Origin of the sequence: Paenarthrobacter sp. YAF11_1, from assembly GCF_052113445.1 — a bacterium.
In the GTDB taxonomy this organism is placed as follows: Bacteria; Actinomycetota; Actinomycetes; order Actinomycetales; family Micrococcaceae; genus Arthrobacter.
Genome location: NZ_JBFRDF010000020.1, coordinates 1 through 17,790 on the forward strand (window position 1 = coordinate 1; position 17,790 = coordinate 17,790).

Annotated in this window: 24 protein-coding genes; 16 read left to right on the plus strand and 8 right to left on the minus strand. The window is 62.4% G+C overall.

Features of this window, described 5'->3' with window-relative positions; all coding sequences use genetic code 11:
• Both AB4Y77_RS21635 and AB4Y77_RS21640 read right to left on the minus strand, forming a co-directional pair.
• A partial coding sequence (locus AB4Y77_RS21635; RefSeq protein WP_442015308.1) for a hypothetical protein occupies positions 1 to 713 on the minus strand: 713 nt, incomplete at its 3' end.
• A gap of 41 nt (positions 714 to 754) precedes the next feature.
• Positions 755 to 1,435 carry a DUF6318 family protein gene (locus AB4Y77_RS21640; RefSeq protein ID WP_442015309.1) on the minus strand — a complete coding sequence of 227 codons (681 nt, stop codon included), beginning with the start codon at positions 1,433 to 1,435 and terminating at the stop codon, positions 755 to 757.
• Between the two features lie 174 nt (positions 1,436 to 1,609).
• On the opposite strand from AB4Y77_RS21640, the gene AB4Y77_RS21645 reads away from it, so the two are divergent.
• The 8 genes from AB4Y77_RS21645 to AB4Y77_RS21680 all read left to right on the plus strand — a co-directional run bounded on the left by AB4Y77_RS21645 (position 1,610) and on the right by AB4Y77_RS21680 (position 5,877).
• Positions 1,610 to 2,140, plus strand: a complete 531-nt coding sequence (locus tag AB4Y77_RS21645; protein ID WP_442015310.1) for a hypothetical protein — start codon at positions 1,610 to 1,612, stop codon at positions 2,138 to 2,140.
• A gap of 92 nt (positions 2,141 to 2,232) precedes the next feature.
• Positions 2,233 to 2,679 (plus strand): Asp23/Gls24 family envelope stress response protein, encoded by a 447-nt coding sequence (locus AB4Y77_RS21650; protein ID WP_311211525.1) that lies wholly within the window; start codon positions 2,233 to 2,235, stop codon positions 2,677 to 2,679.
• Complete coding sequence (locus AB4Y77_RS21655) at positions 2,676 to 2,867, plus strand: DUF2273 domain-containing protein (protein ID WP_026542624.1); 192 nt, start codon at positions 2,676 to 2,678, stop codon at positions 2,865 to 2,867. The genes AB4Y77_RS21650 and AB4Y77_RS21655 overlap by 4 nt, the downstream gene beginning before the upstream one ends.
• Positions 2,864 to 3,244: a hypothetical protein gene (locus AB4Y77_RS21660; RefSeq protein WP_311211524.1), complete on the plus strand. Its 381-nt coding sequence runs from the start codon at positions 2,864 to 2,866 to the stop codon at positions 3,242 to 3,244. Before AB4Y77_RS21655 ends, AB4Y77_RS21660 begins: the two co-directional genes overlap by 4 nt.
• Positions 3,241 to 3,906 carry a DUF6286 domain-containing protein gene (locus AB4Y77_RS21665; protein ID WP_442015311.1) on the plus strand — a complete coding sequence of 222 codons (666 nt, stop codon included), beginning with the start codon at positions 3,241 to 3,243 and terminating at the stop codon, positions 3,904 to 3,906. The genes AB4Y77_RS21660 and AB4Y77_RS21665 overlap by 4 nt, the downstream gene beginning before the upstream one ends.
• Positions 3,903 to 4,514, plus strand: coding sequence for a hypothetical protein (locus AB4Y77_RS21670; RefSeq protein ID WP_442015312.1), 612 nt, complete (start codon positions 3,903 to 3,905; stop codon positions 4,512 to 4,514). Before AB4Y77_RS21665 ends, AB4Y77_RS21670 begins: the two co-directional genes overlap by 4 nt.
• A 94-nt stretch (positions 4,515 to 4,608) precedes the next feature.
• Entirely contained in the window at positions 4,609 to 4,977 is a 369-nt protein-coding gene (locus tag AB4Y77_RS21675; RefSeq protein ID WP_442015313.1) for a hypothetical protein, read from the plus strand.
• Between the two features lie 213 nt (positions 4,978 to 5,190).
• The gene (locus tag AB4Y77_RS21680) at positions 5,191 to 5,877 is read left to right on the plus strand and encodes a DNA alkylation repair protein (protein WP_442015314.1); all 687 of its coding nucleotides are present in this window, start codon (positions 5,191 to 5,193) and stop codon (positions 5,875 to 5,877) included.
• 45 nt (positions 5,878 to 5,922) lie between these two features.
• Here the strand turns inward: AB4Y77_RS21680 and AB4Y77_RS21685 are convergent, their stop codons facing one another.
• Entirely contained in the window at positions 5,923 to 6,333 is a 411-nt protein-coding gene (locus AB4Y77_RS21685; RefSeq protein WP_311211520.1) for a helix-turn-helix domain-containing protein, read from the minus strand.
• A gap of 242 nt (positions 6,334 to 6,575) precedes the next feature.
• Here AB4Y77_RS21685 and AB4Y77_RS21690 point away from each other — a divergent pair, with 242 nt between their 5' ends.
• From AB4Y77_RS21690 to AB4Y77_RS21705, 4 genes are all read left to right on the plus strand, one after another.
• Positions 6,576 to 7,922: an ABC transporter substrate-binding protein gene (locus tag AB4Y77_RS21690; RefSeq protein ID WP_311211519.1), complete on the plus strand. Its 1,347-nt coding sequence runs from the start codon at positions 6,576 to 6,578 to the stop codon at positions 7,920 to 7,922.
• Positions 7,923 to 8,018: 96 nt separating this feature from the next.
• Positions 8,019 to 8,984 carry a carbohydrate ABC transporter permease gene (locus tag AB4Y77_RS21695; protein WP_311211518.1) on the plus strand — a complete coding sequence of 322 codons (966 nt, stop codon included), beginning with the start codon at positions 8,019 to 8,021 and terminating at the stop codon, positions 8,982 to 8,984.
• Positions 8,981 to 9,943: a carbohydrate ABC transporter permease gene (locus AB4Y77_RS21700; RefSeq protein ID WP_089593429.1), complete on the plus strand. Its 963-nt coding sequence runs from the start codon at positions 8,981 to 8,983 to the stop codon at positions 9,941 to 9,943. The genes AB4Y77_RS21695 and AB4Y77_RS21700 overlap by 4 nt, the downstream gene beginning before the upstream one ends.
• Positions 9,944 to 10,057: 114 nt before the next feature.
• Entirely contained in the window at positions 10,058 to 11,116 is a 1,059-nt protein-coding gene (locus tag AB4Y77_RS21705) for a LacI family DNA-binding transcriptional regulator (RefSeq protein WP_311211517.1), read from the plus strand.
• Between the two features lie 63 nt (positions 11,117 to 11,179).
• Here AB4Y77_RS21705 and AB4Y77_RS21710 read toward each other — a convergent pair whose 3' ends face one another.
• Both AB4Y77_RS21710 and AB4Y77_RS21715 read right to left on the minus strand, forming a co-directional pair.
• Complete coding sequence (locus tag AB4Y77_RS21710) at positions 11,180 to 12,136, minus strand: hypothetical protein (protein WP_311211516.1); 957 nt, start codon at positions 12,134 to 12,136, stop codon at positions 11,180 to 11,182.
• Between the two features lie 31 nt (positions 12,137 to 12,167).
• Entirely contained in the window at positions 12,168 to 12,974 is an 807-nt protein-coding gene (locus AB4Y77_RS21715; protein WP_311211515.1) for an exodeoxyribonuclease III, read from the minus strand.
• Positions 12,975 to 13,111: 137 nt separating this feature from the next.
• On the opposite strand from AB4Y77_RS21715, the gene AB4Y77_RS21720 reads away from it, so the two are divergent.
• On the plus strand, positions 13,112 to 13,399 hold the full coding sequence (locus AB4Y77_RS21720; protein WP_442015315.1) for a hypothetical protein: 288 nt from the start codon (positions 13,112 to 13,114) through the stop codon (positions 13,397 to 13,399).
• Entirely contained in the window at positions 13,399 to 13,830 is a 432-nt protein-coding gene (locus AB4Y77_RS21725) for a type II toxin-antitoxin system VapC family toxin (RefSeq protein ID WP_442015316.1), read from the plus strand. The genes AB4Y77_RS21720 and AB4Y77_RS21725 overlap by 1 nt, the downstream gene beginning before the upstream one ends.
• An 18-nt stretch (positions 13,831 to 13,848) precedes the next feature.
• Here AB4Y77_RS21725 and AB4Y77_RS21730 read toward each other — a convergent pair whose 3' ends face one another.
• From AB4Y77_RS21730 to AB4Y77_RS21740, 3 genes are read right to left on the minus strand one after another with little or no spacing between them, the layout of a single operon-like run.
• Entirely contained in the window at positions 13,849 to 14,415 is a 567-nt protein-coding gene (locus tag AB4Y77_RS21730) for an HdeD family acid-resistance protein (RefSeq protein WP_311211512.1), read from the minus strand.
• Between the two features lie 26 nt (positions 14,416 to 14,441).
• A complete protein-coding gene (locus tag AB4Y77_RS21735; protein WP_311211511.1) occupies positions 14,442 to 15,068 on the minus strand; it encodes a response regulator transcription factor in 627 nt (208 codons plus the stop codon).
• The gene (locus AB4Y77_RS21740) at positions 15,065 to 16,258 is read right to left on the minus strand and encodes a sensor histidine kinase (protein ID WP_442015317.1); all 1,194 of its coding nucleotides are present in this window, start codon (positions 16,256 to 16,258) and stop codon (positions 15,065 to 15,067) included. The genes AB4Y77_RS21735 and AB4Y77_RS21740 overlap by 4 nt, the downstream gene beginning before the upstream one ends.
• A gap of 179 nt (positions 16,259 to 16,437) precedes the next feature.
• On the opposite strand from AB4Y77_RS21740, the gene AB4Y77_RS21745 reads away from it, so the two are divergent.
• Together AB4Y77_RS21745 and AB4Y77_RS21750 are read left to right on the plus strand one after the other, a co-directional pair.
• Positions 16,438 to 17,022 (plus strand): GlcG/HbpS family heme-binding protein, encoded by a 585-nt coding sequence (locus AB4Y77_RS21745; RefSeq protein ID WP_442015335.1) that lies wholly within the window; start codon positions 16,438 to 16,440, stop codon positions 17,020 to 17,022.
• A gap of 80 nt (positions 17,023 to 17,102) precedes the next feature.
• On the plus strand, positions 17,103 to 17,786 hold the full coding sequence (locus tag AB4Y77_RS21750; RefSeq protein WP_442015318.1) for an ankyrin repeat domain-containing protein: 684 nt from the start codon (positions 17,103 to 17,105) through the stop codon (positions 17,784 to 17,786).
• Positions 17,787 to 17,790: the final 4 nt, after the last annotated feature.

The following is a 17,790-nucleotide window of genomic DNA, read 5'->3' on the forward strand; positions in this document are numbered from 1 at the left end:
CCGGTTTCGGTGTAGATGTGGCTGGTTCGGGTGTCGTTGGTGAGCCAGTCGGTCTCGGGGATGGAGTAGCCGGCCACTGGGGTGGGTCCGAGGGCTCCTCCGTCGCCGAAGGTGTAGGTGTAGTTGGCTGGTGTTGCGGTGAGGTGGACTGCTTGGCCGAGGATGGTGACGTCGAAGCCTTGTTCTGCGGTGGTGGCGTAGAAGTTGGTGGGTCCGCCTTTGAGGGTGTGCGGGAAGGGTTGGGCTTCGAGGGTTCCTGCGTTGACGGGGAGTTGTTGGAAGTCGGTGAGGATGCGGGCGGCGATGTTGGCCAGGACGTTCTCGGGTTGGGGGTCATAGAGGCAGGTGGGTCCGCTGACGGGGTTCCAGTCGGTCCAGCCCGGATTGGTGATCGCTCTTGGGGCTTCCTTCCAGATCACGGGGGTGCCTTCTTCTCCGCCGGTTGTGGTTGCTGGGCATTCGAGGGCGTCGCAACCGGGGTCCTTGGTGTCAGGTCCATCGGCACGGCAATGGGTGTCGGCCATGTACTGATTCGGGTCATCGATTGCTTGCGATGTGGATGATCCATCGAGGCGGGGGCCTAGCAGCCCTGTCTGGGGATCGATTCTGAAACGCGCGCCGATGTCGATGGCCGTGTCGTGTTTTCCGATGCTGACTCGAGGTTCATCTTTCGCAAATGCCGAGGAACCTGCGAGTACAGCGTGCGCGGTCATGGCGGCGAGGATGACATGACTCCATCTAAATGCTTGCACCGTTAACCGACAATCAGTCCGTTGTCGGTGACCTGCCACTTGCCGTCCCGATAGCTGAGCATGACCGCTTCGGCAGTGTTGTGCGCGGGCGTCATTTCCTGCCCCGAGCTACCGTCTGCATCAATGTACTGAATACGCTCTTGAAGCACCTGCACTCTTGCCGACTGGTGGTCTGCCCCTTCTTTCCAGAGGACTTCTATGACGGGAGTCGATATCCGCCCGCCCACTACCCAGCGTCCATTTATGTAATTGAGCTCTACAGCCTTCTTATAGGTACCGGCTGACTTCGTCGTTGTATCGGTTGATGCCATCCAATCCGTCAGCTCACCCGTCTCAGTCGCGTAGGAATACGTCGCGTACCAGTACCCAATAAACGCTTCCAGCCCTGCCTTCGAGTTCTCTTTCGCCAGCTCGGGCATCACTGGGACCGGCACGTTCTGCGCTTTTCCCTTGGCATCCGCGGGCTTGTACACGGCGGACGTCGGCGGACTACCCGGAGTAGCCGAAGCCCCCGGAACCGAAGCCCTCGAGGTGGGCGACGCCGTCGTCGAGCTTGGTTCGGAGGGTGAGCCGCTGGGCGCGGTGCCGCCCTGACAACTGCTGAGGAGCAGGGCCAGCCCCACAGCCATGGCTCCCGTCCGGGCCAGGACTAAAGGAAAAGTGGCAGACGAAAGGCGTGGCATGACAGGCTCCCCAGCAGCTGTTTTGGCGATGTGTCGGCCAGTCTAGGTGGGGCAATCGAGCCCAACACAGTCACGAATCGGGCGTTGTGGATAACCCGGCTCTGTTCACGGCGGGACGCTGGGCGTATTCTGACCTCGCCGGCTCGTCTATCGCACGCATCCACTGGGGGAACCATGGTTACGATCGCACGTTCAGCTACGCCCAAGCGCGGCCGCCTGGTCTCGGTGGCCCTTCTCATCGCTACCCTCACGCTGAGTGCCTGCTCCATGCCGGCACCGGTCTCGCAGTCGTCGCCCAACGCGTCCTCGGAGGCTCCGGCCGCGGAAGTGGGTACCAGTTCTGCCCCAGCCCCAGAAGCGAGCCCAGGCACCACTGCCGGAACAGGCGCAACCACCGGAACAGGCGGACCTTACGGTGAGTTCTCGTCGCTGTCGGAGGCCTGCATTTCGGTGAGTGCCACCATGCTCAGCGTCACCATTCTGCCGCTGGCGGGGCTGATGGGCGGGAACCCGGAGGACATAGACAAAGCAAAGCAGGAATTGTCACAGATGCAGGGCAAAGTTCCGGAAGAATTGAAGCCGTCTTTCGAAAAGCTGAGGGCCTTCACGGAGGCCGCTGGCTCGGACTTCAGCAAGTATGGTGACGGGAAGTTCGAAGAGCTGATGAAGCCCATCCAGGACTGGATGGAAAAGAACTGCCAGTAGTCGCCGCCGCGCGCACTCCCTTCTCTCTGACGCTTCGCCCAAAGCGTCGGAGCTAGACGCTAGGGTGGTACTCAAGAGAAGGGGAGTGCTCCATGGAAGACCAGAACGTGCAGCTTGATCCTGTGCCTGGGGGCGAGATCCTGGGTACTGGACGCACCATCATCTCCGAGGCGGCGGTTGCCAAGGTTGCCGGCATTGCTGCCCGCACGGTGCCTGGCGTGTACTCGTTGGGTTCGGGGCCGTCCCGCGCGCTCGGCGCGATTCGCGATGCCGTCGGCAGTTCCGACCACGCAGCGGGCGTGCGCGCGGAAGTCGGCGAGACCCAAGTGGCCGTGGACATCAATCTTGTCGCCCTCTACGGGCACCCCCTGCACAGTGTCGCCAACCAGGTCCGGAGCGCCGTTTTCCGCGCGGTGGAAGAGCTCGTCGGCCTCCAGGTCATCGAGGTCAACATCGAGATCAATGACGTGTACGTGGCTCCGCCGGTCAAACCTGCGGGAATCAAGCCAGCCGTAGTGGAAAGGGAGGCACTCCAGTGAGCATGACCGTTGTTGGAATCGCAATCGGCGCCTTCGTGGCGTTCATGTCCTTTTCCTTTGGACTGTGGGGATTCCTGATCTCACTGCTGTTCATGGGCATCGGAGCGCTGCTCGGCCGGGCCGCCGACGGAAAACTGGATCTCCGCAGCGTCCTGGATGCCATTACGGGCCGGCGCTCTTCGTCATGAGCGTGGCTGAGGCTGTGGACTCCACCAGCAGCCTGGCCGGCCACAACCGGATCAGTACCCAGGCTTTGACATCCTTGGCGCGCGCCGCCGCCTCTGAGGCCCTCGGCGTTGAGGCCAACGACATCCGCGCTGATTGGGCGGACGACGACGGCCTGCTGGCTTTGTCGATCGTGGCACCTATCAGCATCCCGGCTTTGACCGAGGTCCTGCGGGACCCGCTGCGCGTCCAAGGCTTCGGCGGCTCCATCTGGGACCGTGCGGTAGCTGCCAAGGCCACTGTTCTTGAGACGGTCACGCGACTCAGCGGATCCCAGCTGAGCAGAGTGGACATCAGGATCAGCGGAGCCCACGTCACGGAGGGAGGCCGCGTTCAGTGACACAGGATCAGGAAACCCAGAACCGGAACACCAAGGATCAGCACACCCTATTGGAGGGATACGCAGGAGCTGGACCGGTGGCGGGCGAGGACCCCGAAATGAGCCGGATCCTCCGCCGTGAAACCCATTCCTCCCGGGCCGGCGCTGCCGCCATTGCCGCCGTCCTGGTCATTGTCCTCTGCCTCTACGCCCTGCTCGAGGCAGGCGTGCGGGCAGTTGGTCAACCGCCGTGGCTGATCGATCCCACCACGGCGGCCGGGCGAATCATCGCACTCCCTGAAGGTATTTCCCCACTTTTGCTTGGTGCCAGTGGCGCCGTGGTTGCCATGGTGGGACTGTTCTTCTTCCTGCACGCAGTGCTGCCCGGCAGGCGTGCCCGGCATCTGCTCCGGGACCCGCGTACCGCCGTCGTGGTTGATGACGAAGTGCTTGCCTCAGCGCTTGCGCGCCGTGCACGAACCGCCGCGAACGTTACCCAGGAACAGGTCATGGTGATCGTTTCCCGGCAGCTGGTGGTGGTCAATGTGCGGCCTACGTCTGGCAGCAGGGTGAGCGAGGAGGCTGTGCTGGCAGCCGTGCAAGCGGAACTTGAAGAGATGTCTCCCGTGCCGATGCCTTCCGTGCGGGTCAACCTGGCGTCGTCGGGGGTGATTGGCGCGTGAACGGAACACCGAGGGCTCTTAATCGTGTGCTCCTGTTCATCATCGGGGTGAAACTCCTGGCCGTCGGATTACTTCTCCTGCTGTTGGCCACCGTGCCCGCTGTTGCGTCTTGGTGGCATGGCTGGTCCGCCGCTGCCTGGGCCGGGATGGAAAATTCCTTCCGCCAAACACGCTTCCCCGGACGTGAGGAAAGCTGGCTGTGGATTGTGGCCGGCGCAGTCCTTGTGGCCATCATTATCGCCATGGTCGCCTGGCTGTCGCAGCAGGGTAAGGGCAGGGCCAACCTCCTGGTCGCCAGCGATGACGACAGCCACATCGACGGAGAAGTCCGGATCGGTGGTGGCGTCGCCGAGCAAGCCCTGAGGGCGGCACTCGCTGAGAGGACCGACCTCGCAGCCGCTTCAGTGGCGACCTACGAGGTGCGGGGAAGGCCAGGGCTGCGCATCCGGATTCAACCCCGGCAAGGAGTAGCGCCGCATCTGCTGGCTGCCGAAGTATCACAGCTGGTTGAGGCCTTGGACCTGGTCATCGGTCAAAAGACCCCCGTTCTGGTTCACATGGTTTCCGGTGCTCGATCCAGGTTTACCAAGGCGGAGCGTGTCCGCTGACATTGCAGAACGCAAGCTCAAGCCCATAGGTTGAATCCAAGAGGGAAACCTCCATTGGCACGTCACAAATCCGACCGTTAAAAAGGAGAACACCATGAGTGAAGAAACCACGGGAGCCGAAGCGGTGAACGGCGCAGCAGGAAACGCCAAAGACACGGCTGGTGAAGTGCTTGAAAATGCCAAGGAATTTGCGGGTGAAGCTGTAGAGAACGTCAAGGAATTCGCCGGTGATGCTGCTGAGAATGTCAAAGAGTTCGCAGGAGACGCCGCTGAGAATGTCAAAGAGTTCGCAGGAGACGCCGCTGAGAATGTCAAAGAATTCTTCTCGGGCGATGTAGGAGAAAATGCCAAGGAATTGGCGGGAGACGTCGCGGAGAAGTCCAAGGAAATCGCCGGAGATGTAGCCGAGAACGTCAAGGGACTGGGTTCGAAGATTGCCGGTCTGCTGAAGGGCGACAAGTAGCAATTTCCTCAACGGGATGGCAGTTCGCCGCCGCCGCGGACATCCGCGCGGAAGCGGGCTGCCATCGCGCTGTCCGGACCCAATAGTCTGATTGGGCGTGGTAACCCGGCCCGGACCTGGTAACCCGGCCTGGACGTCGTAACCGGGCCGGACCTGGTAACCCGGCCCGGAGCTAGTACCCTGAAGTCCATACGCGACGGACAGGAGGCCGCAGTGGCTGGAACAACGGTGCTCGACACTACAGTGGCCGGGCTGATGGCCGAGTTGGCGGCGCTGGAAGAACCCCGTGCACGGGAAATCAACGAAAAACACGGTGACGACCACGGCGTGAACCTCAGCAAGCTGCGCGCCGTCGCGAAGAGACTGAAAACGCAGCAGGAGCTATCACGTGAATTGTGGGCCACGGGTGACACTGCGGCCAGGTTGTTGTCCCTGCTGATCTGCCGGCCCAAGGCGTTTGAGCGGGACGAACTGGACAGCATGCTCCGGGAAGCGCGGACCCCCAAGGTGCAGGACTGGCTGGTGAATTACGTGGTCAAGAAGAGTCCGCACTCCGAAGCGCTGCGGGTGGCCTGGTTCGCCGACACCGATCCTGTGGTGGCCAGCGCAGGATGGGCGCTGACGTCGGAACGCGTGGTCAAGAAGCCAGACGGACTGGACACTGTGGTCCTGCTGGATATTATCGAGGCCACCATGAAGGACTCACCGGACCGTCTCCAGTGGGCCATGAACCAGTGCCTTGCCATGATCGGGATCGAATTTCCGGAACACCGGGCCAGGGCCCTGGATATCGGTGAGCGCTTGGAGGTCCTCAAGGACTACCCCACGCCGCCTAACTGCACCTCACCGTTCGCGCCCAGCTGGATCAACGAGATGGTGCGGCGCCAAGCGGGTGATTGAGCCAATCCGGTTAATGAGCCGGCCGGTTAAATGAGGCGGCGATACTCAGCCCCTGTTGCGGTGCATCATCCGGTACGTGAGCTCAGCGAGGAGTTCTTCATCGGAAAGGTGTGATGCCCGGGCAATGGGAGCAGCGGGGACAGCGATGCGGGGAGGCCCCTGCCGTGGTTCGTCTCCTGAGCGCATGTCATCCGGCGTGATCATTTCCGGGGCAAAGGTCGATTTTCCTTTGAGGACCTCTGATACGGACCCTGCGCGCCATCCCAGCGCATGCTCAAGCTTGCGCTGATTGATTTCCTGGGTGCGCCGCGTTCCCGATTCCAGCGTTCGGACGGTCTTGATGGCGGTACCTGCCTGCTTGGCCAACTGCACCTGGCTCAATCCTTGGGCCAGCCGTTCTTCTTTGATCAATCGGCCGATAGTCTGCAGTGCTTCAAGTTCATCCACACTTCCCATGTTTCCATAGGCAACACTGGGTAAACAAATCGAAACAGTCTCCAGTGGGGAGCAGCGACCGCTCAAATACCCCGCCATGAAGGCCCGCAGCAACCTTCTGATCTATATCGGCAGGTTACTTGGTATCGATGCGGTTACGTTCGGTGTAAGCGCTTGCATTTTGCCGCCCATCCTAGCTAGTGTGAGCGTCACCACATCAATTGCGCCGCCGAATCACTTGTACTCAGCGAGGAGTCTTTAGCATGAAGAAAACCAAGTACCTGCTACCGGTCGCAGCCGCCGGTGTTCTGGCACTTACCCTTTCCGCCTGTAGCGGAGATGGTGGCGGCGGGGGATCAACCGCAGGCTCGGATGATTGCTCCGCTTACGAAAGCTACGGAAAGCACGACGGCAAGACGGTCTCCGTCTATTCGACGATCGTGGACATTGAGGCAACCAACCTCGAGGAATCCTGGAAGCAGTTCGAAGACTGCACCGGCATTACCATCAAGTACGAGGGCAGCAAGGAATTCGAAACGCAGATCGGCGTCCGTGCCCAGTCCGGCACCGCCCCTGACGTCGGGATCTTCCCGCAGCCCGGCCTCCTTGCCACGCAGGCTCGGGCCGGTTACCTGAAGCCTGCTCCGCAGACCGTTTCGGACCTCGTAGACAAGAACTGGTCCCCTGACTGGAAGAAGTACGGCACGGTGGACGGCAAGTTCTACGCCGCACCGATGCTCGCCAACGTCAAGGGCTTCGTTTGGTATGCGCCCAAGACCTTCAAGGACAAGGGCTGGGAAGTCCCCAAGACCTGGGACGAAATGATCGAGCTGTCCAAGAAGATCGCCGCGGATGACAAGAACATGAAACCGTGGTGCGCAGGATTCGAATCCGGTGAGGCTACGGGTTGGCCCGGCACGGACTGGATCGAAGACGTGGTTCTGCGTGCACACGGCCCGGAGGTCTACGACCAGTGGGTAGCTCACCAGATTCCGTTCAACGACCCCAAGATCGTCGATTCCTTCAACAAGGCCGGCGACATCCTGCTCAACCAGGACATGGTGAACGGCGGCTTCGGTGACGTCCGCTCGATCCTGAGCACCGGCTTCGCCCAGGCCGGCCAGCCGGTTCTGGATGGAACGTGTGCCATGCACCACCAGGCCAACTTCCAGGCCGCCAACTGGCCTGCAGGAACCAACGTTGCTGAAGATGGCGACGTGTGGGCCTTCATCACCCCGCCGATCGACGAAAGCAAGGGCAAGGCAGTTACCGGTGGCGGCGAAATGGTGGGCGCCTACAAGGACACCCCTGAGGTCCAGTCCTTCCTGGCATACCTGGCCAGTGCCGACTTCGCCAACAACCGCGTGAAGCTGGGCGGCGTTGTCAGTGCCAACAAGGGCCTGGATCCCGCCAACGCCCAGTCCGACCTCGACAAGCTGACGGTCCAGATCCTCCAGGACCCGGACACCGTCTTCCGTTTCGATGGCTCGGACCTGATGCCGAGTGCAGTAGGTTCCAACTCCTTCTGGAAGGGCATCGTGCAGTGGATCAACGGCACGTCCTCCCAGGAGGTTGCCAACAGCATCGAATCCAGCTGGCCTAAGAGCTAACTCCCAAAGTGCTGCCTCCCCTGGCTGGGCTACCCAGCCGGGGAGGCAGTGCTTTTCCCGGAACTTAGTGATTCACTCACGCCCCGGAGGTTGGGTATGGAATTTATTGGAGAAAAACTCCTACAAGTAGTGATAGCCCTGGCGATATTCGCAGCGGTCATCGGCCTCATCATGTTGCTGGTGGACAGGGCTCCTAAATCAGTCAAAGACAAGGTCACGGTGGCAGGCTTCCTTGCTCCTGCCGCGATCCTGATGCTCGTGGGCCTGGTCTATCCGGCCATCCGGACGTCAATGCTCGCTTTCACGGATGCGGGCGGAAATGCCAACGGATTCGACAACTTCGTCTGGATGTTCACGCAGCCCGAGGCCTTGACCACGCTGCGGAACACCGTCATCTGGACAGTTCTGGTGCCGTTGCTCTCCACCAGCTTTGGCCTTGCCTACGCGGTGTTTATCGACAAGGCCCGGGGCGAAAAGGTTCTGAAGTCGCTGGTCTTCATGCCGATGGCCATTTCCTTTGTGGGCGCCGGCATCATTTGGAAGCTCGTCTACGACTACCGCGGGCCGAACATTGAGCAGACCGGTGTCATCAACTTCTTCAGGGACGCCTTGGGGATGGATCCCAAGCAGTTCCTGCTGGATGCCCCGGAGAACACGATCTTCCTTATCATCGTGATGGTCTGGATCCAGACCGGTTTCGCCATGGTGATCCTGTCGGCAGCCATCAAGGGTGTTCCGGTTGAACTCATCGAGGCGGCCCGACTGGACGGTGCCAACGCGTGGCAGCAGTTCCGCAACGTCACCGTCCCCGGTATTCGTGGAGCCTTGGTGGTGGTGTTGACCACCATTACCATCGCCACGCTGAAGGTCTTCGACATTGTCCGGACCATGACCGCCGGAAACTACGACACGTCCGTGGTCGCCAACGAAATGTACACGCAGGCCTTCCGCGCCGGTGAGCCGGGACGCGGTGCCGCTTTGGCCCTGATCCTGTTCCTCATGGTGCTGCCGATCGTCGTGTACAACGCTCGAGTCCTTCGCAAGCAAAGGGAGATCCATTGACAGCCACGCCAGCCCCGAAAGAGGCCTCGAAGGCCACCCGGCAGCGTCCTGGATCCGACCCCACGGAGGACGCCCAGCCGATCATGCGGCGCGTCAAGACCAAGCTCACCTCCAAGTGGGCAACAGCGGCAGCGGTCATTATCGCCGTCGTATGGTCTGTGCCGACGTTCGGCCTCTTTGTCACCTCGTTCCGTCCTGCCGCCAAGCAGGTAGGTCCCCGGTCCGACGGCTGGTGGAATGCCTTCGTCGACTGGCAGTTCACGTTCAAGAACTATGCGGATGTCCTGACCCCGGCGGGATCACAGTCCGCTAATCTCTCGCAGTACTTCGTCAACTCCATTGCGATTGTCATCCCGGTGACCATCTTCGTCCTGGTACTGGCGTCCATGGCTGCTTACGTGTTCGCCTGGGGGAAGTTCAAGGGCCGCGATGCGTTGTTCATCTTCGTCTTCGCCCTGCAGATCATTCCGCTCCAGATGGCGCTGATTCCGCTCTTGCAGTTCTTCACGCAGACCCTGCAACTGCCTGCCGGTTCCTACGCGCAGTTGTGGATCGCCCACACCATGTTCGGCCTTCCACTGGGCATCTTCCTGCTCCACAACTTCATCTCCGAAATTCCCGGTGAAGTCATCGAAGCGGCAAGGGTGGACGGCGCCGGACACAGCACCATCTTCTGGCGGATTATCCTGCCGCTCTCCGTTCCGGCGCTTGCCTCGCTGGCCATCTTCCAGTTCCTCTGGGTCTGGAATGACCTGCTGGTGGCGTTGGTGTTCTCCGGTGGCACAGCGGACGTGGCTCCGATTACCCAGCGTTTGGCGGAGCTCTCGGGTACCCGCGGCGCCAGGGACTACCTGAACCCGGCGGCAGCGTTCGTGTCCATCATTGTTCCGCTCCTGGTGTTCTTCGGCCTGCAGCGCTACTTTGTGCGCGGCCTGCTGTCCGGCGGCCTCAAGGGCTAGGAATTTGAACCCTCGGTTACGCAGCGCATTACGCGGTTGCGTAACCGAGGGCTTCAAACCACAAACAGACACTTAAGGTGAAGGCGGAGCAACGGCGGCCGGAGAGGGGAGCCTGTGTCACGAACAACGGGTAGGTCCCAACGCGGCGGTCACACCGGCGTCAGTATTGAGGACGTCGCCGCAGCTGCTGGAGTTTCGACGGCGACCGTCTCACGAGCCGTGCGGGGACTACCGCGAGTGTCCCCAGCGACCCGCGAAAAGATCCTCGAAGTAGCCAGTTCCCTGGGGTATGTGGCGTCGTCGTCGGCGTCGGGCCTGGCGACGGGCCGTACGCGGACCATCGGCGTCCTGGCCCCCTTCGTCAGCCGGTGGTTCTTCTCCAAAGCCATCGAAGGCGCGGACCGGGAACTGCATTCGCGCAAGTACAACCTTTCCCTGTTCAACCTGGGCGGCCACGGCAGCAACCGCGAGCGGCTCTTCAGCTCCACCATGGTCTACAAACAGATCGACGCCCTTCTGGTGCTCTGCATGTCCTTGACCGAGGAAGAGTTGGAACACCTCCACAAAATCGACATCCCGCTGGTGGTGGTGGGTGGCCACGTTGAGGATTGTGCGTACATCGGCATCAACGATTACGACGCCGCGTCCACCGCCGTGCGGCACCTCCTTGACCTGGGCCACAAGGACATCGCCCTGCTCCACGGGGACGACGAAACGGACCTGAACTTCGACGTACCGCGCGTGCGTATCCGCGCCTTCCAGGAAGTCATGACCGACGCCGGATTGGAAGTCCGCCCGGAATGGGACCAGTGGGGCGATTTCACTGTTGCCAGCGGCCAACAGGCCTTCAATCGGCTCTGGGACCAGCCCGGGCGCAAGCCGACAGCTATTTTCTGTTCGTCGGATGAGATGGCGATGGGCGTTATTTTCGAGGCCGGCCGCCATGGTGTCCGGGTGCCTCAGGACCTTTCAGTGATCGGCATTGACGATCACGATTTCTCGGCCTCCATTGGCCTGACTACCGTGGGCCAGCGCCCCGACAACCAAGCCGAACTTGCCACGAAAATGCTGCTTGACGAGCTGGACGGCAACCCTGAAGCCGTGCATTCGGAAGTGGCTCCCCATGAGCTGATCGTGCGCGAGACAACAGCCCCACCAGCAGCAGCCAAGTAGACCCCGGCCCTCCCGTAGACCTGCCGAGGACGTGGTCCTCGCACGCTGGGAAAGCGCGAAGGGTCAGGAAGCGCGCGCCAGCTGCCGGATGGGGATCCACCGCGAGGCGAGCCTGCGGTAGGCAGCGGCCGCGCCGGTCATGTCGCCCTCGGCCAGGCACTCGATGCCCAGCCGCACGTCCATGGGGGATTCGTCCGGGTACACCTTGTCTGCCACTGCGCCGTAGTCCAGCTCCACCATGGACTGGATATGAAAGAGTTCCAGCCATTCGGTGAGCTGCGTCAGGTCATCCAGCATGTCCAGGTCCGGCGCAGCCAAAGCCAAGTGGGCCACGGCGAAGCGTGCACGGTCCAAGGCCTCCGTCAGGGGGGTCCACACCCGGACGGTGAGAATGCGCCCCTCCGACTCCACCACGTCCTTGCGGTCCGACTCGGCGAAGAGCGAGAACCAACTGAACGGGATACCCCACGTTGAGGCCCGGGTATGGACGCGCTTGGCATCTTCCCCGGCATTGATCCGATCGATTCTGACCTGGTGCTTGTCCCGTTGCGAGACAGGAATGAGGAGGTCGGCCAGGGGACTGTGCACGCCGTCCATGAGCGCGTTGGCCGCCAAGCCGGCCCGAATCACCAGTTGGCTGGGGCAGTAAAGCAGCCGCCCGGCGTCGTGCCCTTCTTGGGCTGACGCGGCACTGTGGTGGGACGTGGCGGTTCCGTCCGGCGCGGCCGCTTGGTCCGCTCCAGCTTGTTCCGGCGTCGCCGCGTGACGTCCGGTGGGCACACGCGTCATGCGTACCAGGTCGGTGCTGCCAGTGGGGAAGGGATCGCCGCCGGAGCGCGTGATGCGGCCCAGCGAGGCTTGCAGCTCCGCATTTTCGACGGCGGCCCGGGAGCCGCTCTTGCTGCCCTTCGCCACGAGCTGGCGCTGCTGTTCGGGCGGGAACGCTTCGAGGGGCTCGTAAATGCGCAGCGACGAAGAGAAGGGCAGCCCTGCCTGGCCCCGATACAGGTTTCCAGTCACTTCAGCCGCCCCTTTCGTCAGTGATGTGTGGTCAGTTTGCGAGCTCCACGATCACGGGAGCGTGGTCCGAAGCGCCCTTGCCCTTGCGTTCCTCGCGGTCAATGGAGGCACCGGTGACCCGTGAAGCCAGTGCCGGGGATGCGAGGCAGAAGTCGATCCGCATGCCTTCCTTCTTGGGGAAGCGCAGCTGTGTGTAGTCCCAGTAGGTGTAGACGCCGGGGCCCGGCGTGTAAGGACGGACGACGTCGGTGAATCCGGCGGCTTCGAAAGCGTGGAAGGCGGCGCGCTCGGGTTCGGAGACGTGGGTGAAATTGTTGGTGCGGAACAGCTCGATGTCCCACACGTCGTCGTCGAACGGCGCGATGTTCCAGTCGCCCATGAGGGCGATCTGCGCGGTGGGATCGGACGCGACCCATTCGGCGGCGTGACCTTGGAGGACGTCCAGCCATTTGATCTTGTACGGCATGTGTTCGTCGTCCAGGGAGCGACCGTTGGGAACGTAGAGGCTCCAGATGCGGATGCCGCCGCAGGTAGCGGCGATGGCGCGGGCTTCCTGGGCGGGATCCTTGCCGGCCTTGCCGAACGCCGGCTGGTCCAGGAACGTGCGTTCAACATCTTCCAGTCCCACGCGGGAGGCGATGGCAACGCCGTTCCACTGGTTCACGCCGAAGTGGGCAACCTCGTAGCCCATGCGCTCAAAGAGCTCCCACGGGAAGTTCTCGTCCTTGCACTTGGTCTCCTGGATGGCCAGGACATCGCAGTCGCTGCGCTCGAGCCAGGCTTCAACGCGGTCTGCACGGGCGCGGAGGGAGTTCACATTCCAGGTAGCTATCTTCACAGCCACTAACTTACCGAACTTGGCGCTGAGCGCATCCCCTGAACTGTGAATGACTGGCGCAACGCCGAATCATGGGAAAGTCATTACGCCAAATGTACTACCGTAGTACACTATAGCCATCAGATGGGAGCCTGACCATGAAGGTTAAGAAGAGCATCACCAGCCGGGAATTCAACCACTCCTCCAGTGAGATTCTTCGCCAGGTCAGAAACGGTGACGTTATCCCTGTCACCTACGGGAGGGACGGATCCATCGTTGCCTATCTCGTGCCTGCCTCCACGTTGAGGAACCACGATGAGATGGAGGAAGTGCATAGGGCCGTTGCAGGGCACCAATCCTCGGCCCGGGACGTGGTGATGGAGTCCACGGTGACCATTAACTCCGAACACACCCTGAATGAACTGCGTGAAGGCGAACGCTACTGATGCCGGCCCCCAGCGCCGGATGCTATCTGGACACCTCTTCCCTCATCCGGCTCCTCACGCCAGGACACCCATCCCGGCAGCAGTTGGTCGATCTCCTGGACGAGGGAGCGCTCTGGGGTCAGCTTTATACAAGCAAGCTGACCCAGCTTGAGGCTGCACGGGTCGCCATAAGGGCTCGAAACGACGCCCTGGCTCATGAGGTGGGCAGGTTTCTTGAGCAAATTAACGTTGTCCCCATCTCGGACGACGTTTTGGAACGGGCAATGGGGATTCCGTTCCACGTCAAATCCCTTGACGCCATTCATATTGCTTCGGCAGCAGCGGCGACAGTAATCCTGACATCGGACAGGAATATGGAAAGCGTCCTCATGCAACTCCAGCAGGACCCGGCGTCATCGTACCTATACCCGTTCCAACGGATCTTCGGCTAAGCCGCGCGTCTCCGTGCCTTAGTGGCCATACAACGGCTCCGTGTGGGCCAGTTTGCGCAGCCCGATGCCGGAGGCGATGAGCAGCAGGCCCGTCACCATCGCGAACCCTGCCAACATCCACACCAGGCTCAGGAAGCCCAGGCCCGGATTCACCAGCACAAAGATGCCGAAAACGGTGGTGATGAGGCCGGTCAGGAACCAGATACCCCAGTTGCTGACGAAATTCCTGGCGGCCAGGGACAGTACGATCTGTGAAAGACCCAGCACCAGAGCCCATAGACCGATGAGGACGCCCACTGCGGCTGCCGTGATCCCGGGCCAGGCAATGGCCAGGATGCCGGCCACAATGGAGATCAGGCCGCCCACTATGGTCCAACGGGACCGGCCTGCGGGGTCGTAAAAGTAATGCGCCACGCTGGTGATGCCGTCAATGATCGCGAAGACCCCGAACATGACGATCACCACGAACGCCGTGGCGCTGGGCAAGGCAAATATCAACAGGGCAAAAACAATGGCGAGGACTCCCCGGACGATCAAAGCCGTTCCCGGGGTTTTGAACATTTTGCGATCCGCTGCGTCCGACATAGGGCCAGAGTAGCCAACCGCGTCTCCTACCGCATCCCCTCGCGCCGGATAGCTGTGGCGATGGCCGCTGCCCGCGTCTCGACGCCCAGTTTGGCGTAGATGTGGGCGAGGTGGGTCTTGACGGTCGCCTCGGAGATAAAGAGGCGCTTTCCGAGGTCACGGTTGCTGAGGCCTTCGGTCAGCAAGCTGAGCAGTTCCGCTTCGCGCGGAGTGAGGATCTCATCCGGGTTCCGCAGTTGTTGGAACAGTCGGGACGCCACCGGAGCGCTCATCACGCTCTTCCCCTGCACAGCCCCGCGAACCGCCGCGAAGATCTCCTCCGGGGCCGCATCCTTGAGCAGATAGCCCATGGCGCCGGCGTCCACGGCGCGGACGATGTCTGCGTCCGAGTCGTAGGTGGTGAACACGATGATCGCCTGCTTGGGGGTTCGCTGGCGGAGCTGCTTGATGGCTTCGATGCCGTCCATCCCGGCGCCCATGGCCAGGTCCATGAGGACGACGTCGGGGGCATGCTGCTGCGCCGCTTCCAGCGCTTCCTCACCGGAGGCGGCTTCCCCGACGACGGCGATATCGGCTTGGGTGCCCAACAACGCCTTGAGTCCGCTCCGGACTACGGTGTGGTCGTCCACGAGCACCACGGAAATGCTGGTCAAAGGGCCTCCTCCTTCGAGGTATGCGCCGGTTGCGGAGGCTGCCCCACAGGCAGTTGCGCCGCGATGATGGTGCCCTCGCCCGGCGCGCTCTCCACAGACAATTCTCCGCCCAACTGTTCCACGCGCTGCCGCATGGCCCGCAGCCCGTATCCTCCGGCTTCCGACGGCGGAGGTACCGCTCCGGGATCAAAGCCGCGACCGTCGTCGTACACGTCCAAGGTGACCGCATCCGGGAGGTACCCAACGGTCACGCTGGCATGGTTCGCGCGGGCATGGAGTTTGATGTTGGCCACCGCGCTCTGGGTAACGCGCAGCAGGGCGTGCCGGACCTCGGAAGGAAGGGGCCGCACTTCACCCGTGACGCGGATGCTGACGGTCTCGAGGTATTGTCGTGCTGCGTGTTCCAACGCCTCGGGAAAGGGCCCGGTTTCCAGTCCAGGGGCGGAGAGCTCGTGCACCAGGCTGCGGGTGTCTGCGAGGTTGCGCCGCAGGAGATCAGCAGCTTTGCGCACGTCTGTGTTCGATTCAGGAGCCGGCCAGGCACGCTGTGCAGCTTCGAGGAGGAGCAGGCTGCTGGCCAGGCCCTGGGTAACGGTGTCGTGGATTTCCCGGGATACGCGCTCGCGTTCGGCGGCGACTCCGGCTTCACGCTCGCCGGCGGCAAGCCGCTCCTGGTCGCGCTCAATCTTGTCGTAAATCAACGTGAGCAGGGCGCCCGCGGCGAGCGGACCCAGCAGCATCGCGATGTCTGTCCAGTCGCTCATCCTGAAGAGTCCGACGGCGGTGGCGGCCGCCGTTGCGCCTCCCGCCACGTAGCCGGCCCAGCCGCGGAAAGCGGTGCGGGTCAAAAAGAAGATGGCGAAGGAACACCACGCGAAGCTGGGGGCGGCAATGACGAGCGCCGCCCATGCTGCCACCAAAGCGGTCATCCACGGAATCCATAGCCGGCGCTGCTGGCCGGGTTTCGGTCGGCCACGCTCCCGTCGTCGGGCCAGCACTGCTGTGACCGCGTACAGGACACAGACGGTTCCAGCCAACGCCACTGTCCAGAGGTTGTCGGCAGGGGAGTGCCGCATGACGTAGCGGACCGCTGAAGCGACCATCAGGACGGCGAAGCCCAGATGCACCACGGCATCGATGCGGCCATCGAGCCGAATGCTCGGCGCCGGCTGTGGAGGGGCAGTGGGCATCTTCCCATGCTAGGTCCCGCGCGGGCATTGGTCTCTCCACCTTTTGGCTGATACTGATGACGGAAAGGCTGAGTCCGGGAACGGCGACCGGGCGATGCGGCATTGAGGGCGTCCGCGGAAGCATGGAGGTGTAACCGATGCCAACCACTGCACCCGACGCTCACTACAAGGAGAACCCCGTGAAGAAGTCCAACAAGATGATCGCCGCCGCCGCTGCCGGAGCACTGCTGCTCACCGGCGGTGTTACTGCCGTGGCCAACGCCGTGTCACCCGCAACAGCACCGGCCGCCGCCCAGGCCGCACCTGTGAAAGTTGCCGCAGAAGTTCAGCCGGCCCCGGAGAACGTCGTAGCCCAGAACCGTATCTCCGTAGGTGCCTCAAGTGCAGCCGTCAACGCCGCGCTCGCCAAGTGCCAGGCGGACAAGCTGCCGTTCGTCACCGTGGCCCTGGTTGACCGTTTCGGCACCGTTCAGGCTCTCCTTCGCGGTGACAACGCCGCCGAGCACACCATCGAAGCCGCCAAGCAGAAGGCCTACACGGCCGCAGCATTCGGTGCACCCACCAGCGAGCTCGCCAAGCGCATCAATGGCAACGGCCCGTCCATCGCAGACCTCCCCGGCACCCTGTTCCTGGCCGGCGGCGTCCCGCTGAAGGTGAACGGCGTGTCTGTTGCCGGCATCGGCGTTGGTGGCGCACCCGACGGTGCACTCGACGAAGCCTGCGCGACGGCCGGCGCTGATGCCTTGGCCGTGGCAGCGAAGTAGCCATGAATCCTCGCGGAGTTTTTGTACAGATACCGCCCTTATGGAAGCGTTTTAGGGGCTTTATCTGTACAAAAACTCCCGTGGTTGGGGCGGGATTGCTGGTGCTCGCGCTACTGTCCGGATGTACGACGGCGGCCGTCCCGCCTTCCAGCGCGACGCCGTCCAGCAGCCCGGCCCCGACTCCCGCAGCCCCCGACTCAAACGGGGCGTCGAGCCCGAGTCCCGGCCCGGCGTCGTCGTCTGCCTTGCCACCAAGACTGTCACCGGAGGCCCAAATGGAAACCGACCGACTCCTGATCCTTGCCGCGAAAGCCAATGACGCTGCGAGGGTGCGCGAACTCATCGCGGCGGGCGGCAACGTCAATGCCAAGGACGACATCCAGGACTCCGCGTTCCTTTATGCCGGTGCCGAGGGATTCAACGAAGTTCTGCAACTGACTTTGGCTGCGGGAGCGGATGTTAGAAGCACCAACAGATACGGCGGCACGGCACTGATCCCGGCGAGCGAACACGGGCACACGGAAACTGTCCGGATTCTCATCGAGGCAGGGGTACCGGTGGACCACGTCAACAACCTGGGCTGGACCGCCATGCAGGAAGCCATCCTGCTCAACAACGGCGGCCCCAACCAACAGGATGTGCTGCGGCAACTCCTTGCGGCCGGGGCCAACCCGGATATCCGCGACCCCCAAGGCCGAACCGCCCTGCAGAACGCCGAGCGGCTCGGTTTCACGGAGATCGCGGCGCTGATCCGCGGCCGCTGACCCT

What these genes read in the sequence shown, in the direction of transcription:
- AB4Y77_RS21640 (WP_442015309.1), bottom strand. Translation starts at nt 1,435, where the DNA reads ATGCCACGCCTTTCGTCTGCCACTTTTCCTTTAGTCCTGGCCCGGACG.
- AB4Y77_RS21645 (WP_442015310.1), top strand. Translation starts at nt 1,610, where the DNA reads ATGGTTACGATCGCACGTTCAGCTACGCCCAAGCGCGGCCGCCTGGTC.
- AB4Y77_RS21650 (WP_311211525.1), top strand. Translation starts at nt 2,233, where the DNA reads ATGGAAGACCAGAACGTGCAGCTTGATCCTGTGCCTGGGGGCGAGATC.
- AB4Y77_RS21660 (WP_311211524.1), top strand. Translation starts at nt 2,864, where the DNA reads ATGAGCGTGGCTGAGGCTGTGGACTCCACCAGCAGCCTGGCCGGCCAC.
- AB4Y77_RS21675 (WP_442015313.1), top strand. Translation starts at nt 4,609, where the DNA reads ATGAGTGAAGAAACCACGGGAGCCGAAGCGGTGAACGGCGCAGCAGGA.
- AB4Y77_RS21685 (WP_311211520.1), bottom strand. Translation starts at nt 6,333, where the DNA reads ATGGGAAGTGTGGATGAACTTGAAGCACTGCAGACTATCGGCCGATTG.
- AB4Y77_RS21690 (WP_311211519.1), top strand. Translation starts at nt 6,576, where the DNA reads ATGAAGAAAACCAAGTACCTGCTACCGGTCGCAGCCGCCGGTGTTCTG.
- AB4Y77_RS21695 (WP_311211518.1), top strand. Translation starts at nt 8,019, where the DNA reads ATGGAATTTATTGGAGAAAAACTCCTACAAGTAGTGATAGCCCTGGCG.
- AB4Y77_RS21720 (WP_442015315.1), top strand. Translation starts at nt 13,112, where the DNA reads ATGAAGGTTAAGAAGAGCATCACCAGCCGGGAATTCAACCACTCCTCC.
- AB4Y77_RS21725 (WP_442015316.1), top strand. Translation starts at nt 13,399, where the DNA reads ATGCCGGCCCCCAGCGCCGGATGCTATCTGGACACCTCTTCCCTCATC.
- AB4Y77_RS21730 (WP_311211512.1), bottom strand. Translation starts at nt 14,415, where the DNA reads ATGTCGGACGCAGCGGATCGCAAAATGTTCAAAACCCCGGGAACGGCT.
- AB4Y77_RS21740 (WP_442015317.1), bottom strand. Translation starts at nt 16,258, where the DNA reads ATGCCCACTGCCCCTCCACAGCCGGCGCCGAGCATTCGGCTCGATGGC.